This is a genomic window from Streptomyces sp. B21-105 (assembly GCF_036898465.1).
Lineage (GTDB): Bacteria > Actinomycetota > Actinomycetes > Streptomycetales > Streptomycetaceae > Streptomyces.
Window position 1 is genome coordinate 5,631,011 of the sequence record NZ_JARUMJ010000001.1, and the last position, 12,610, is coordinate 5,643,620.

Consider the following 12,610-nt stretch of genomic DNA (forward strand, 5'->3'; position numbering starts at 1 on the left):
AATGCGGTGGAGCGTCCGGCAGGGCGGGCCCTGTCGAGTATTGTCGAATGTTTCGATGCATATTCCGAATGTTCCGGGAACCTATGGCGTCGACATGGGTTCGTCAAGAGGTCGCGTGACGATACGATCGCCGCCATGACACCCTCGGAGCCCACAGAAACGCGGACAGAAGCGCGGCAGACGCAGACCGCGACGCTCGCGGAGATCGCCCGCGAGGCCGGCGTGTCGGCACCGACTGTTTCGAAGGTCCTCAACGGCCGTGCCGACGTCGCGCCCGCCACCCGCACCCGCGTCGAGGAGCTGCTGCGCACCCACGGCTACCGGCGCCGCCGCGCGGAGGCGACCCGTTCCCCCCTGATCGACCTCGTCTTCCACGAGCTGGAGAGCGCCTGGGCGATGGAGGTCATCCGGGGCGTGGAGAACGTGGCGCGCGACGCCGGGCTGAGCGTGGTGCTCAGTGAGAGCGCCGGACGGCTCACTCCGGGGCGGACCTGGGCCGACCAGGTCGCCGCCCGCCGTCCGCACGGCGTGGTGCTGGTGCTGTCCGGGCTCGACGGGTCCCAGCGGGCGCTGCTGACCAGCCGCTCCATCCCGTTCGTGGTGATGGATCCGGCCGGCGACCCGGGGGCCGACGTGCCCTCCATCGGGGCCACCAACTGGCAGGGCGGTCTCGCCGCCACCCGGCATCTGGTGGAGCTGGGGCACCGTCGGATCGGGGCGATCAGCGGGCCGCCGCAGATGATGTGCAGCCGGGCCCGGATCGACGGTTACCGCGCCGCGCTGGAGACCGCCGGCCTGCCGGTCGAGCCGGGCCTGATCAAGACCGGCGACTTCCACCACGAGACCGGCTACCTCCTGGGGCGCGAGCTGCTCGACCGCCCGGACCGGCCCACGGCCGTCTTCGCGGGCAACGACCTCCAGGCGCTCGGCTTCTACGAGGCGGCCCGCGAACTGGGCCTGCGTATCCCGGAGGACGTGAGCGTGGTCGGCTTCGACGACCTTCCGGTCGCCCGCTGGGTCGGCCCGCCACTGACGACGGTGCGCCAGCCGCTGACGGAGATGGCCGAGGCGGCTGCCCGGCTGGTCCTCGAACTGGGCCGGTCGGCCTCGCGGGAGGCGCCGACGTCGACGCGGGTGGAGCTGGCCACCAGCCTCGTGGTGCGGACGAGCACGGGTGCGCCGCCCGCCGGAAGCTGACCTCCGGGAGTTGACCTATTGACGGGCGTGCGGGACGCCTCCACACTCCACCGAAGTCAATCGGTTGAACGGCCGAAACTTTCGGAGGCCCCGCAATGAGCTCCTCCAGAACCTCTCCCCGGACTTCTCCCCGGACTTCTCCCGGGACTCCTTCCCGGACTTCTCCCGGGACTTCCCCCGGGTCGTTTCCGCTGCGGACCCGGCTCACCACCCTGGTCACCGGCGCCGCCGCGGTGGCGGCCCTGCTCGTCGCCGCTCCCGTGTCCCACGCCGCCGACGCCCCGCTGCGCGACCTCGGCGCAGCCAAGGGCAAGGTGGTCGGCACCGCCGTCACCGGCTCCAAGCTCACCGGCGCCTACGGCGACATCGCCGGGGCGCAGTTCTCCTCACTGACCCCGGGCAACGCCATGAAGTGGGGCTCGGTGGAGCCGACGCAGGGCGTCTTCAACTGGGCCGAGGCGGATCAGATCGTGGCGTTCGCCCAGGCCCACGACCAGCAGGTGCGCGGCCACACCCTGGTCTGGCACAGCCAGAACCCGAACTGGCTGACCAACGGCAGCTGGACGTCCGCCCAGCTCGGCACGCTGCTGCAGAACCACATCGACACCGAGGTCGGCCGCTACAAGGGGAAGATCGCCGCCTGGGACGTCGTCAACGAGCCGTTCAACGAGGACGGCACGTACCGTCCGACCCTCTGGTACAACGGCCTCGGCGCCGACTACATCGCCACCGCCCTGACCCGGGCGCGGGCCGCCGACCCGGCCGCGAAGCTCTACGTCAACGACTACAACGTCGAGGGCGTCAACGCGAAGTCGACCGCCCTGTACAACCTGGTCAAGTCGCTGAAGGAGCGGGGCGTCCCGATCGACGGCGTCGGGCTGCAGGCCCACCTGATCCTCGGTCAGGTGCCGTCCACGTTCCAGCAGAACATCCAGCGCTTCGCCGACCTCGGCGTGGACGTGGCGATCACCGAGCTGGACATCCGGATGAACCTGCCCTCCGACAGCGCCAAGCTCGCGCAGCAGAAGGCCGACTACAAGGCCGTCACCGCCGCCTGTGCCGCCGTCACGCGCTGCGTCAACCTCACCGTCTGGGGCTTCACCGACTCCGACTCCTGGGTGGAGAGCACCTTCCCGGGGCAGGGCGCGGCGACCCCCTACGACGCGAACTACGCGCCGAAACCGGCGTACTACGGCATTTCGGAGGCGCTCGGCGGCACGACCACGCCGGTACCGACCGGCAAGTGCACGGCGGCCTACAGCGTGGGCAGTCAGTGGAACACCGGGTTCACCGGGAACGTGACGATCTCCTGCTCGGGCGCCTCGCTGTCGTCCTGGAAGGTGACCTGGGCCTACGGCGCGGGCCAGCAGATCACCCAGGCCTGGAACGCCGTCTGCACCCAGTCGGGGGCGGCCGTGTCGTGCGCGAACGCCCCGTACAACGGGACCGTTCCGGACGGCGGTTCGGTGAGCTTCGGGTTCAACGCCAACTGGAGCGGGAGCAACCCGGCGCCCACGGTGACGCTGGGCTGAGCCGGAACGGTGAGTTCTCCCGCGGAAGGCGCGTCGACGGTTCCCTTCCTCACCGTCCCCTCATAATTCGGACGTACGTTCCTTCTAATGGGGGAACTCGCTTTCCTGTGAGGGGACTCGTGACGGCACTCGAGGAGCACGGCGAAACCGGCAGCGGGGCGGGCCGGAGGTCGAGAGCACTCAAGGCCGCCGGCCTCACGCTGGCCGCCGTCATGGTGGCGGGCGTCGGGACGGCGGGCTGGGCCTACTGGCACCTCAACGGCAACATCAAGAGCGTCGACATAGACAACGCGCTCGGCGACGACCGCCCGGCGAAGGCCCTCACGGCCCCGACCCCGACGCCGACCCCGGCCCCGTCCGGCTCGGCGTCCGCCTCACCGCTGCCCACCGAGGCCGTGAACGTCCTGGTGCTGGGCTCGGACTCGCGCAGCGGCGCGGCGAACCAGGAGCTCGGCGGCGGCGACAGCACCGGCGCGCGCTCCGACACGGCGATGGTCGTGCACATCGACGCCGGCCGCACGACGGCCACGGTCGTCAGCATCCCGCGCGACACCCTCGTCACCCGGCCGTCCTGCCCGCTGCCAGACGGCGGTTCGACGGCGACGGCGTACGGGGCGATGTTCAACACCGCCTACGCGGTCGGCGGCCCGGTCTGCGCCGTCAAGACGGTCGAGTCGGTCACCGGCGTCCGCATGGACCACTACGTCGAGGTCGACTTCTCCGGCTTCGCCGAACTCGTGGACGCGCTCGGCGGCGTCACCGTCACCACCGACGAGGACATCGACGACGACGACAGCCACCTGCACCTCGCGGCCGGCACCCACCATCTGGACGGCGCCCGCGCCCTCGCCCTGGCCCGCACCCGGCACGGTATCGGCGACGGCAGCGACCTCGGCCGCATAGGCCTCCAGCAGAACCTGGTGAAGGCCCTGCTGGCGCAGATCGCCTCCACCGACCTCCTCGCCAGCCCCACCAGGCTGTACGAGGTCGCCGACGCGCTCACCGGCAGCCTCACCACCGACACCGGCCTGGACTCGCTCGCCGAGCTGACGGAATTCGGCGGCAGCCTGAAGGGCCTGTCGGCCGGGAACGTCCGGACGGTCACCCTGCCCGTGGTGCCGGCCCCCTCCGACCCCAACCGGGTGATCGCCCAGGAGCCGGCGGCGAGCGCGCTGTGGGAGTCGCTGAAATAGATTCCGGTGAACGTGTCGATCCGGCCCGTCGCCGTTCGACGCAGGGGGGAGAGGCCGGGAAGGACCCGGCTCACCGCACCCGAGGAGTCACCATGCCCCGTTACCTGTCGCTCGTGAAGATCGACGAGGCCACCGCCCCCGCCGAGGGCCCCAGCCCGGAGCTGATGCAGCGGATGGGCGAGCTGATCGAGGAGGTCACCAAGGCCGGCGTCATGCTGGAGACCGCTGGGCTGACACCGTCCGCGCAGGGCGTCCGCGCGCACTACGAGGGCGGGAAGATCACCCTCACCGACGGGCCCTTCACCGAGGCCAAGGAGGTCGTCGGCGGCTACGCGATCATGCAGTGCAAGGACATGGCCGAGGCCGTCGAATGGACGAAGCGGTTTCTGAAGGTGCACGAGGAGCACTGGACGGTGACCTGCGAGGTGCGGGAGATCGCGGAGGGCTGAGCTTTCTTGGCCTGAACGGGCGCCGGGTGTTCGATGGTGAGCTGTGGAACGACAGCCCGCCCCGAACCCCGGCCCGCCCTCGGGCCCCCGTACGCCCTCGGCCCCAGGCTCGCCCCCGGATTCCCGCAGCGCCCCGGATTCCCGTACCGCCCCGGACCCCCGTACGGCCATCGAGACCGTCTTCCGTCTGGAGGCCCCCCGTGTCATCGCCGCCGTCGCGCGCGTGGTGCGGGACGTCGGCGTCGCCGAGGAACTGGCGCAGGACGCCCTGGTCGCCGCGCTGGAGCAGTGGCCGCGCGACGGAGTGCCGGACCGTCCCGGCGCTTGGCTGACCACCACCGCCCGCCGCCGTGCCGTCGACCTGGTCCGCCGGCGCGAGACCCACTCCCGCAAGCTCCAGGAGATCGGCCGCGACCTGGAGACCACGACCGCCCCGCCCGCCGACCCCGCCGACCCCGACGACATCGACGACGATCTGCTCCGGCTCGTCTTCAACGCCTGCCATCCGGTGCTCTCCGCCGAGGCCCGCATCGCCCTCACCCTGCGTCTGCTGGGCGGCCTGAGCACACCGGAGATCGCCCGCGCCTTCCTGGTCCCCGAGCCGACGGTCGCCCAGCGGATCGTGCGCGCGAAGAAGACTCTGGCGACCAGGAACGTGGCCTTCGAGGTGCCGTACGGTCCCGACCGCGAGGCCCGGCTCGGCTCCGTCCTCGAGGTCATCTACCTGATCTTCAACGAGGGGTACGCGGCCACCGCCGGCGACGACTGGCTGCGCCCGGCCCTGTGCGAGGACGCCCTGCGGCTGGGCCGGCAGCTGGCGGCGCTGATGCCGAAGGAGCCGGAGGTCCACGGCCTCGTCTCGCTGCTGGAGTTCCAGGCGTCCCGGACGGCCGCCCGCACCGCCCCCGACGGCACGCCCGTCCTGCTGAAGGACCAGGACCGCCGCCGCTGGAACCGCATGCTGATCGCGCGCGGCATCACCGCCCTCGACCGCGCCCGGAGCGCAGCCGCCGGCGCGCCCCCGGGCCGGTACGCCCTGCAGGCCGCCATCGCCGCCTGCCACGCGCACGCGTACACGTACGACGAGACCGACTGGGCGGCCATCGCCACCCTGTACGGGCTGCTCGCGGCCCGGTTCCCCTCTCCCGTGGTCGAGTTGAACCGCGCGGTCGCCGTTTCCATGACCGAGGGCCCGGCGGCCGCCCTGGCCCTCGTCGACGCCCTGACGGCCGAACCCGCCCTGCGGGACTACCACTTGCTCCCGAGCGTCCGCGCCGACCTCCTGTCCCGCCTCGGCCGCACGGCGGAGGCCCGCGCCGAGTTCGAACGTGCGGCGGCACTGACGTCCAGCGCCCGCGAACGCCACCTGCTGCTGCGCCGGGCCGCAGAGGTGGTCGGATGAAAGCCATGAGCGCCATGGAGCTGGAGATCGGCCTGTACGACTGGTCCGCGCTCCGGTGCCGTAGCTGCGAGTCCGCGGAGCACGTGCCCGGGGAACTGCTGCGGATGGCCCGCGCACAGACGCGGGACGAGGCCAGGCCGAGGGACATCGAGTTCCACGTGCTGCAGGAGAGCTGGGCGACGCCGACGGTCGTCCCCGTCGCCCGGGTGCTGATGGCCGGTCTCGCGGACCGGACCACCACGCCGGCGGCCCGGAACCAGTTCCTCGATCTGCTCTGGTCGTTCGTCATCGTGGACGACGACGACCTCGCCGAGGCCTGCAAGGACGCGGTAAGGGCCGGAACCTGGTCGCTGTACGAGGAGATCCTGTCCGGCGCGTCGAAGGGCAGCGCCCTCCTCGCCTACTGGCTGGTGAAGGAGGTGGAGACGGCTCCGGCCCGCGTGGAGCGGCTCCTTCAGGTGGCGCGGCACATGCTGCCGGACGACCTGTGCGAGGACGAGGACGACTGACGGCCTGAGGGGCGTCAGACGGTGGCGGGCCTTCCGATCAGCATGGTCGGGGCGCCCGCCACTCGTGTGAGGAACACCGTCGCCGAGTGGGGCCCCTGCGGCTTCGGGAGGACCTTCTTCCGCAGCTCCTCCGGCTCCACCGCCGACCCCCGCTTCTTCACGGTCAGGACGCCGACCTCACGCTCCCGCAGCAGGGCCTTCAACTTCTTCACCCCGAACGGGAGTTGGTCGGTGATCTCGTAGGCGGCGGCGTACGGGGTGGGGCGCAGTTCGTCGGCCGTGACATAGGCGATCGTCTCGTCGACGAGCCCGCCGTCGAGCTCCCGGGCCACCTCGGCGACCAGATGGGCCCGGATGACGGCGCCGTCCGGCTCGTACAGATACCGTCCGACGGGCCGGACGTCAGGGTCGGGCAGGCCGGCGCCGAGCAGCGTGCGCGGGCCCGGCAGCAGCGTCGCCCGGACGGCTCCCGGCTCGGCGGTCCCGAACCACAGCACCGCCTCCTTCACGTCCCCGCCGTCCGAGATCCACTCGGCCTCGGCCTCGGCGGGGATCGCCTCGTGCGGCACACCCGGCGCGATCTTGAGGGCGGCGCGCGGAGCGGCGAGGGCGGCGCCCACCGCCCACGACAGGGGAGGCGAGTACGCCTCGGGGTCGAAGATGCGCCCGCGGCCGCCTCGGCGCGCCGGGTCCACGAAGACGGCGTCGTAGCCGGCGGTGTCCACCTCGGTGACGTCCGCCTCCCGCACCTCGATCAGCTCGCTCAGCCCGAGCGCCTCGGCGTTCGCCCGCGCCGCCTCGGCCGTCGCCGGGTCCCGGTCCACGGCCAGCACCCGGATCCCGGCGCGGGCCAGCGCGATCGCGTCCCCGCCGATCCCGCAGCACAGGTCGGCGACGGAGGTCACGCCGAGCGCCTTCATCCGCTCGGCCCGGTACCCGGCGACGCTCGCCCGCGTCGACTGCTCCACGCCGTTCGGCGTGAAGAACATCCGCTCCGCGTCCTTCGCCCCGAACTTCGCCGCGGCCCGCTGCCGCAGCCGGGCCTGGCCGAGGGCCGCGGAGACCAGGTCGGCGGGGTGTTCGCGGCGCAGCCGGGTGGCGACGGCGAGTTCGTCGGCCGGGGCGGTGCCGCGCACCGCGTCGAGGAGGGCGCGGCCCTCGGGAGTGCGCAGGGAGGCGAGGTCGTTCACCGGGTCATTGTGGGCCAGTCGGTGGACAGCGCGCCGCAGGCGGCGGTGTCGGCCCGGGTTCGGGAGGGGGCGACTGCGAAGATCCGGCGCCATGGGACCTGTCGTACAAGATGACAAAAACGGCCTGGATGGGCCGTCCCGTCGCCGCCCGCACCCAGAAACCGGCTCCTGTCGGACAAGGATCCCCGGCCTGACGGGGATCCGCCCCCGCTCGGAGGCCCGCCGCCGCACAGATGCCCTCGTCCGCCAGGGAATCCGGGGCCGCGGGACCCGCGCCGGGCTCGGGAGCCTAGTCGCCGTTCTCGCGCTCGCCGCCGTCGCGTCGGGCTGCGCGGGAGGGGGTGACGGCCGTACGACCCGCCCCGCGGCCGGACAGCAGCCGGAGAAGGCGGCGCCGCCGGCGGTCGCGCCCGCCCGCGCCCTGTACGGGTACGCCGCCCGGCTGCGCGCCGCCCACCGGGCCAGGGTCGCCGTGGCCCGGCGCTGGGGTCTGGGGAAGGTCCCGCTGACGCCCCCGGCGCCGCCCGCGCGCAAGCCGGAGATCACCACCCGCAAGGGCTTCGAGGTCGACGACCACGAGAAGCTCGGTCTCCCGCCGGTCTTCACCAGGGTCCCCACCGAGGACAAGGTCGTCTTCCTCACGATCGACGACGGCGCCGAGAAGGACCGGGCGTTCCTGCGCATGATGAGCGAGCTGAAGATCCCGTACACGGCCTTCCTCAGCGACTACCTGATCAAGGACGACTACGGGTACTTCAAGGAGATGCGGGACCGGGGGGTGGCCCTGAACAACCACACGCTGCACCACCCCTACCTGCCGGCCCTCTCCTACGCCCGTCAGAAGCACGAGATCTGCGGGATGCAGGAGGTGATCCGGAAGCGCTACGGGGCCCGCCCCGCCCTCTTCCGGCCGCCCTTCGGCAACTACGACCAGGACACCCTGCGCGCCGCGAAGAGCTGTGGCGTGCGTTACGCGCCGCTCTGGGGCGAGGAGGTCTTCGTCGACCACTGGGAGTACCGCGAAGGGGACCGGGACCTGCACCCCGGTGACATCGTGCTGACGCACTTCCGGGGCCGGGGCGAGTGGAAGGGCACGATGCCGGACCTGGTCCGCCGGTTCCTGGACAAGGTCACGGCGAACGGCTACGCGGTGGCCCGTCTGGAGGACTACCTGTGAGGGCGCTGAGGGCGCGGCAGAAGAGCGCGCGACGGACGGCCGTCCCGCTCGTCCCGCTCGTCCCGTCCATCCAGTCCATCCCGTCCATCCCGCTCGTCGCGCTCGGCGCGGTCGTCGTGCTCGTCCTGACGACCCTGAGCGGCTGCGCCCAGTCCGTCGACCCGATCGAACGGCTGGGCAGGAAGGCAGCGGCCCGGGTCCATCCGGCGAGCTCGGCGAGCCCGGCGGACGCGGCAGGTTCGGCGGGCTCGGCGGGCGCGCCGGGGAGGGCCGCCGGTCAGCCCGCCTACCGCCGCTGGGGTCTGACGGCCCCCCTGACCCCCGCCCCGGCCCGTCCGGCCCGTCCGGCCCGCTCCCCGGCCGGCAGCCCGGGGACGGCTCTCCCGCCGGTCGTGGACCACGTCCCGACCGACGACAGGGTCGTCTTCCTCACCTACGACGACGGCGCCGAACGCGACCCTCGCTTCGTCGACATGGTGCGCGAACTGCGCCTGCCGGTCAGCATGTTCCTCACCGACAGCGTGATCGGCCCCGGCTACGGCCGGCTGGCCCGGCTGCAGTCGGTCGGGGCGAGCGTCCAGAACCACACCCTGGACCACCCGGCCCTGCGCGGCCTGCCCTACGCCGGCCAGCGCGCCGAGATCTGCGGTCAGCAGGACAAGCTGCGCGCCCGTTTCGGCCAACGCCCCCGCCTCCTCCGTCCTCCCTACGGCGTCTACGACACGACCACTCGGCGCGCCGCCGCCGACTGCGGCATCGCGGCCGTCGTCCTGTGGCGCGCCTCGATGGGCCCCACGGGCCTCACCTACGCCCACGGTCCCCACCGCCTCCGCCCCGGCGACGTCATCGCCGTCGCCCCGGACGAGACGACGGCCCCGGACCTGAAGGACCGCACGACGCGGCTCCTGCGCCAGATCCAGCAGGGGCACCTGACGGTGGCCCGCCTGGAGGACTACGTCTAGGCCTCGGCGCCCGGGGCGAGCCTTCGCCAGGCGGGCATACGTCAGGCGAGCCCGAGTCGGGCAGGCATGCGTCAGGCGAGTACGAGGGGTCGGGAAGATCAGCCCGTCCGGCGTTTGAGGACGAGGCCCGTCCAGGGCCGAAGCGGGGGGTCTGGGGGGCGGCAGCCCCCGGTGCGGGCCCACACGAACACCGGGGCAACGAGGACACTCACGTGAGCGAAAAGTGGGCCGACGCGCCGCCGTCATTGGCACTCCGCTTGACCGAGTGCTAATCGCGGTCATAGTCTCGGGTCTGGCACTCCCCACTGGAGAGTGCCAAACGCGACGGGCAGGTCCGGCACCCGCGACGACGGATCCACCTGGTCGCCACCTCAGACAGTTAGCCCCGTGAGATCTCCGAAGGGGGAGGTCGGATCGTGACGACCACCAGCTCCAAGGTTGCCATCAAGCCGCTCGAGGACCGCATTGTGGTCCAGCCGCTCGACGCCGAGCAGACCACCGCCTCTGGCCTGGTCATCCCGGACACCGCGAAGGAGAAGCCCCAGGAGGGCGCTGTCCTCGCGGTGGGCCCGGGTCGCTTCGAGAACGGCGAGCGCCTGCCGCTCGACGTCAAGGTCGGCGACGTCGTCCTGTACAGCAAGTACGGCGGCACCGAGGTGAAGTACAACGGCGAGGAGTTCCTCGTCCTCTCGGCTCGCGACGTGCTCGCGATCATCGAGAAGTAATTCACCCAGTTTTGCAGTGAACTGCGCTCCTGGCCCCGCGTGTTTGTGAAGCCGGGTGCCGGGGGCGCAGTTCGTTTCTCCCACTTTTTCCGAGAGGGCTGAACCGCTCCCATGGCGAAGATCCTGAAGTTCGACGAGGACGCCCGTCGCGCCCTCGAGCGCGGCGTCAACAAGCTTGCCGACACGGTCAAGGTGACGATCGGCCCCAAGGGCCGCAACGTCGTCATCGACAAGAAGTTCGGCGCCCCCACCATCACCAACGACGGTGTCACCATCGCCCGCGAGGTCGAGCTCGAGGACCCGTACGAGAACCTCGGCGCGCAGCTGGTGAAGGAGGTGGCGACCAAGACCAACGACATCGCGGGCGACGGTACGACCACCGCCACCGTGCTCGCCCAGGCGCTGGTGCGCGAGGGCCTGAAGAACGTCGCCGCGGGCGCGTCCCCGGCCGCCCTGAAGAAGGGCATCGACGCCGCCGTCAAGGCCGTGTCCGAGGAGCTCCTCGCGACCGCCCGCCCGATCGACGACAAGGCGGACATCGCCGCCGTCGCCGCGCTGTCCGCCCAGGACCAGCAGGTCGGCGAGCTCATCGCCGAGGCGATGGACAAGGTCGGCAAGGACGGTGTCATCACCGTCGAGGAGTCCAACACCTTCGGTCTGGAGCTGGACTTCACCGAGGGCATGGCCTTCGACAAGGGTTACCTGTCGCCGTACTTCGTGACGGACCAGGAGCGCATGGAGGCCGTCCTCGAGGACCCCTACATCCTCATCAACCAGGGCAAGATCTCCTCGATCGCCGACCTGCTGCCGCTGCTCGAGAAGGTCATCCAGACCAACTCCTCCAAGCCGCTGCTGATCATCGCCGAGGACCTCGAGGGCGAGGCGCTCTCCACCCTCGTCGTCAACAAGATCCGCGGCACCTTCAACGCGGTCGCCGTCAAGGCCCCGGGCTTCGGTGACCGTCGCAAGGCGATGCTGCAGGACATGGCCGTCCTCACCGGCGCCACCGTCATCTCCGAGGAGGTCGGCCTCAAGCTCGACCAGGTCGGCCTCGACGTGCTGGGCTCCGCCCGCCGCGTCACCGTCACCAAGGACGACACCACCATCGTCGACGGCGGCGGCAGCTCCGAGGACGTCACGGGCCGCATCGGCCAGATCAAGGCCGAGATCGAGAACACGGACTCCGACTGGGACCGCGAGAAGCTCCAGGAGCGCCTCGCGAAGCTGGCCGGCGGCGTGTGCGTGATCAAGGTCGGCGCCGCCACCGAGGTGGAGCTGAAGGAGAAGAAGCACCGCCTGGAGGACGCCATCTCCGCGACCCGCGCCGCGGTCGAGGAGGGCATCGTCTCCGGTGGTGGCTCCGCGCTGGTCCACGCCGTCAAGGTCCTCGAGGGCAACCTCGACAAGACCGGCGACGAGGCCACCGGTGTCGCGGTCGTCCGCAAGGCCGCCGTCGAGCCGCTGCGCTGGATCGCCGAGAACGCGGGCCTCGAGGGCTACGTCATCACCTCCAAGGTCGCCGAGCTCGACAAGGGCCAGGGCTTCAACGCCGCGACCGGCGAGTACGGCGACCTGGTCAAGGCCGGCGTCATCGACCCGGTCAAGGTCACCCGCTCCGCCCTGGAGAACGCCGCCTCCATCGCCTCCCTCCTCCTGACGACCGAGACCCTGGTCGTCGAGAAGAAGGAAGAGGAAGAGCCGGCCGCCGGCGGTCACGGCCACGGCCACTCCCACTGACCCAGGTCAGCCCCCGCACCACCGCCGAGGCCCGGCCCCCCGTTCCACCGGGGCGCCGGGCCTCGGCGCGTGCGGCCCTGTTCGGTGCCCTCCGTCAGCCGTTCTGCTGCACCAGGAACCTGACAGGTTCGGCCAGCACGGCCCGGGCCCCTTCCTCGTCCGCCAGTCGCGCGGCGAGGGTGGCCTCCGCCAGCCCCTGAGGGAGGGCTTCGGCGAGCTTCAGGCCGCGCACGGCACGCACGTCCACGTTCGGCAGGGTGAGCCCTGCCTCGGCATCCGCCACGGCGGCCCGCCACCCCTGGGGAGTCACGTCGTCGCGCAGCCGGATGAACCGGTCGTCGATGTACCGGTGCCTCAGGTCGACGGACGAGAGGGAGGCGGCCAGCGTGGCGTTCGCCCGGTGCCCTGCCCAGGTCCACCAGCGCCCGTCACTGTCACCCCGCCGCGTGATGACGGTTCCGGCCAGGTCGCGACAGGGCACCGGGGTGGTGCGGCGGACGGAGTTCACGGACACGCGCGGACGGCTCGCAGCCGAGG

Annotated in this window: 12 protein-coding genes; 10 read left to right on the forward strand and 2 right to left on the reverse strand. The window is 71.8% G+C overall.

Annotated features, from left to right (window positions below):
- Positions 1-135: 135 nt before the first annotated feature.
- The 6 genes from QA802_RS25565 (at position 136) to QA802_RS25590 (ending at position 6,282) form a co-directional block, all read left to right on the forward strand.
- Entirely contained in the window at positions 136-1,197 is a 1,062-nt protein-coding gene (locus QA802_RS25565; RefSeq protein ID WP_334527014.1) for a LacI family DNA-binding transcriptional regulator, read from the forward strand.
- A 233-nt stretch (positions 1,198-1,430) separates the two neighbouring features.
- Entirely contained in the window at positions 1,431-2,729 is a 1,299-nt protein-coding gene (locus QA802_RS25570) for a glycoside hydrolase family 10 protein (protein ID WP_334527017.1), read from the forward strand.
- A 212-nt stretch (positions 2,730-2,941) separates the two neighbouring features.
- Positions 2,942-3,922: an LCP family protein gene (locus QA802_RS25575; protein WP_334534876.1), complete on the forward strand. Its 981-nt coding sequence runs from the start codon at positions 2,942-2,944 to the stop codon at positions 3,920-3,922.
- A gap of 92 nt (positions 3,923-4,014) precedes the next feature.
- Positions 4,015-4,371, forward strand: coding sequence for a YciI family protein (locus QA802_RS25580; RefSeq protein WP_319164337.1), 357 nt, complete (start codon positions 4,015-4,017; stop codon positions 4,369-4,371).
- A gap of 169 nt (positions 4,372-4,540) precedes the next feature.
- Positions 4,541-5,773, forward strand: a complete 1,233-nt coding sequence (locus QA802_RS25585; protein ID WP_334534877.1) for an RNA polymerase sigma factor — start codon at positions 4,541-4,543, stop codon at positions 5,771-5,773.
- Positions 5,770-6,282, forward strand: a complete 513-nt coding sequence (locus tag QA802_RS25590; protein ID WP_334527022.1) for a hypothetical protein — start codon at positions 5,770-5,772, stop codon at positions 6,280-6,282. Before QA802_RS25585 ends, QA802_RS25590 begins: the two co-directional genes overlap by 4 nt.
- A 14-nt stretch (positions 6,283-6,296) precedes the next feature.
- On the opposite strand, the gene QA802_RS25595 is transcribed toward QA802_RS25590, so the two are convergent.
- On the reverse strand, positions 6,297-7,472 hold the full coding sequence (locus QA802_RS25595; RefSeq protein ID WP_334527024.1) for a class I SAM-dependent methyltransferase: 1,176 nt from the start codon (positions 7,470-7,472) through the stop codon (positions 6,297-6,299).
- A 91-nt stretch (positions 7,473-7,563) separates the two neighbouring features.
- Between QA802_RS25595 and QA802_RS25600 the strand changes: the two genes are divergently transcribed.
- From QA802_RS25600 to groL, 4 genes are all read left to right on the forward strand, one after another.
- Complete coding sequence (locus QA802_RS25600; protein ID WP_334527027.1) at positions 7,564-8,649, forward strand: polysaccharide deacetylase family protein; 1,086 nt, start codon at positions 7,564-7,566, stop codon at positions 8,647-8,649.
- A 77-nt stretch (positions 8,650-8,726) separates the two neighbouring features.
- A complete protein-coding gene (locus QA802_RS25605; protein ID WP_443042293.1) occupies positions 8,727-9,611 on the forward strand; it encodes a polysaccharide deacetylase family protein in 885 nt (294 codons plus the stop codon).
- Between the two features lie 416 nt (positions 9,612-10,027).
- The gene (gene groES, locus QA802_RS25610) at positions 10,028-10,336 is read left to right on the forward strand and encodes a co-chaperone GroES (RefSeq protein WP_057584642.1); all 309 of its coding nucleotides are present in this window, start codon (positions 10,028-10,030) and stop codon (positions 10,334-10,336) included.
- A gap of 111 nt (positions 10,337-10,447) precedes the next feature.
- On the forward strand, positions 10,448-12,073 hold the full coding sequence (gene groL, locus QA802_RS25615; protein ID WP_334527030.1) for a chaperonin GroEL: 1,626 nt from the start codon (positions 10,448-10,450) through the stop codon (positions 12,071-12,073).
- Between the two features lie 94 nt (positions 12,074-12,167).
- Here groL and QA802_RS25620 read toward each other — a convergent pair whose 3' ends face one another.
- Positions 12,168-12,587, reverse strand: coding sequence for a hypothetical protein (locus tag QA802_RS25620; protein ID WP_334527032.1), 420 nt, complete (start codon positions 12,585-12,587; stop codon positions 12,168-12,170).
- Positions 12,588-12,610 lie beyond the last annotated feature (23 nt).

Bases quoted from the DNA above. Each gene is read 5' to 3' on its own strand.
- QA802_RS25600 (WP_334527027.1), top strand. From the start codon at position 7,564: ATGGGACCTGTCGTACAAGATGACAAAAACGGCCTGGATGGGCCGTCC.
- groL (WP_334527030.1), top strand. From the start codon at position 10,448: ATGGCGAAGATCCTGAAGTTCGACGAGGACGCCCGTCGCGCCCTCGAG.
- QA802_RS25580 (WP_319164337.1), top strand. From the start codon at position 4,015: ATGCCCCGTTACCTGTCGCTCGTGAAGATCGACGAGGCCACCGCCCCC.
- QA802_RS25575 (WP_334534876.1), top strand. From the start codon at position 2,942: ATGGTGGCGGGCGTCGGGACGGCGGGCTGGGCCTACTGGCACCTCAAC.
- QA802_RS25565 (WP_334527014.1), top strand. From the start codon at position 136: ATGACACCCTCGGAGCCCACAGAAACGCGGACAGAAGCGCGGCAGACG.
- QA802_RS25590 (WP_334527022.1), top strand. From the start codon at position 5,770: ATGAAAGCCATGAGCGCCATGGAGCTGGAGATCGGCCTGTACGACTGG.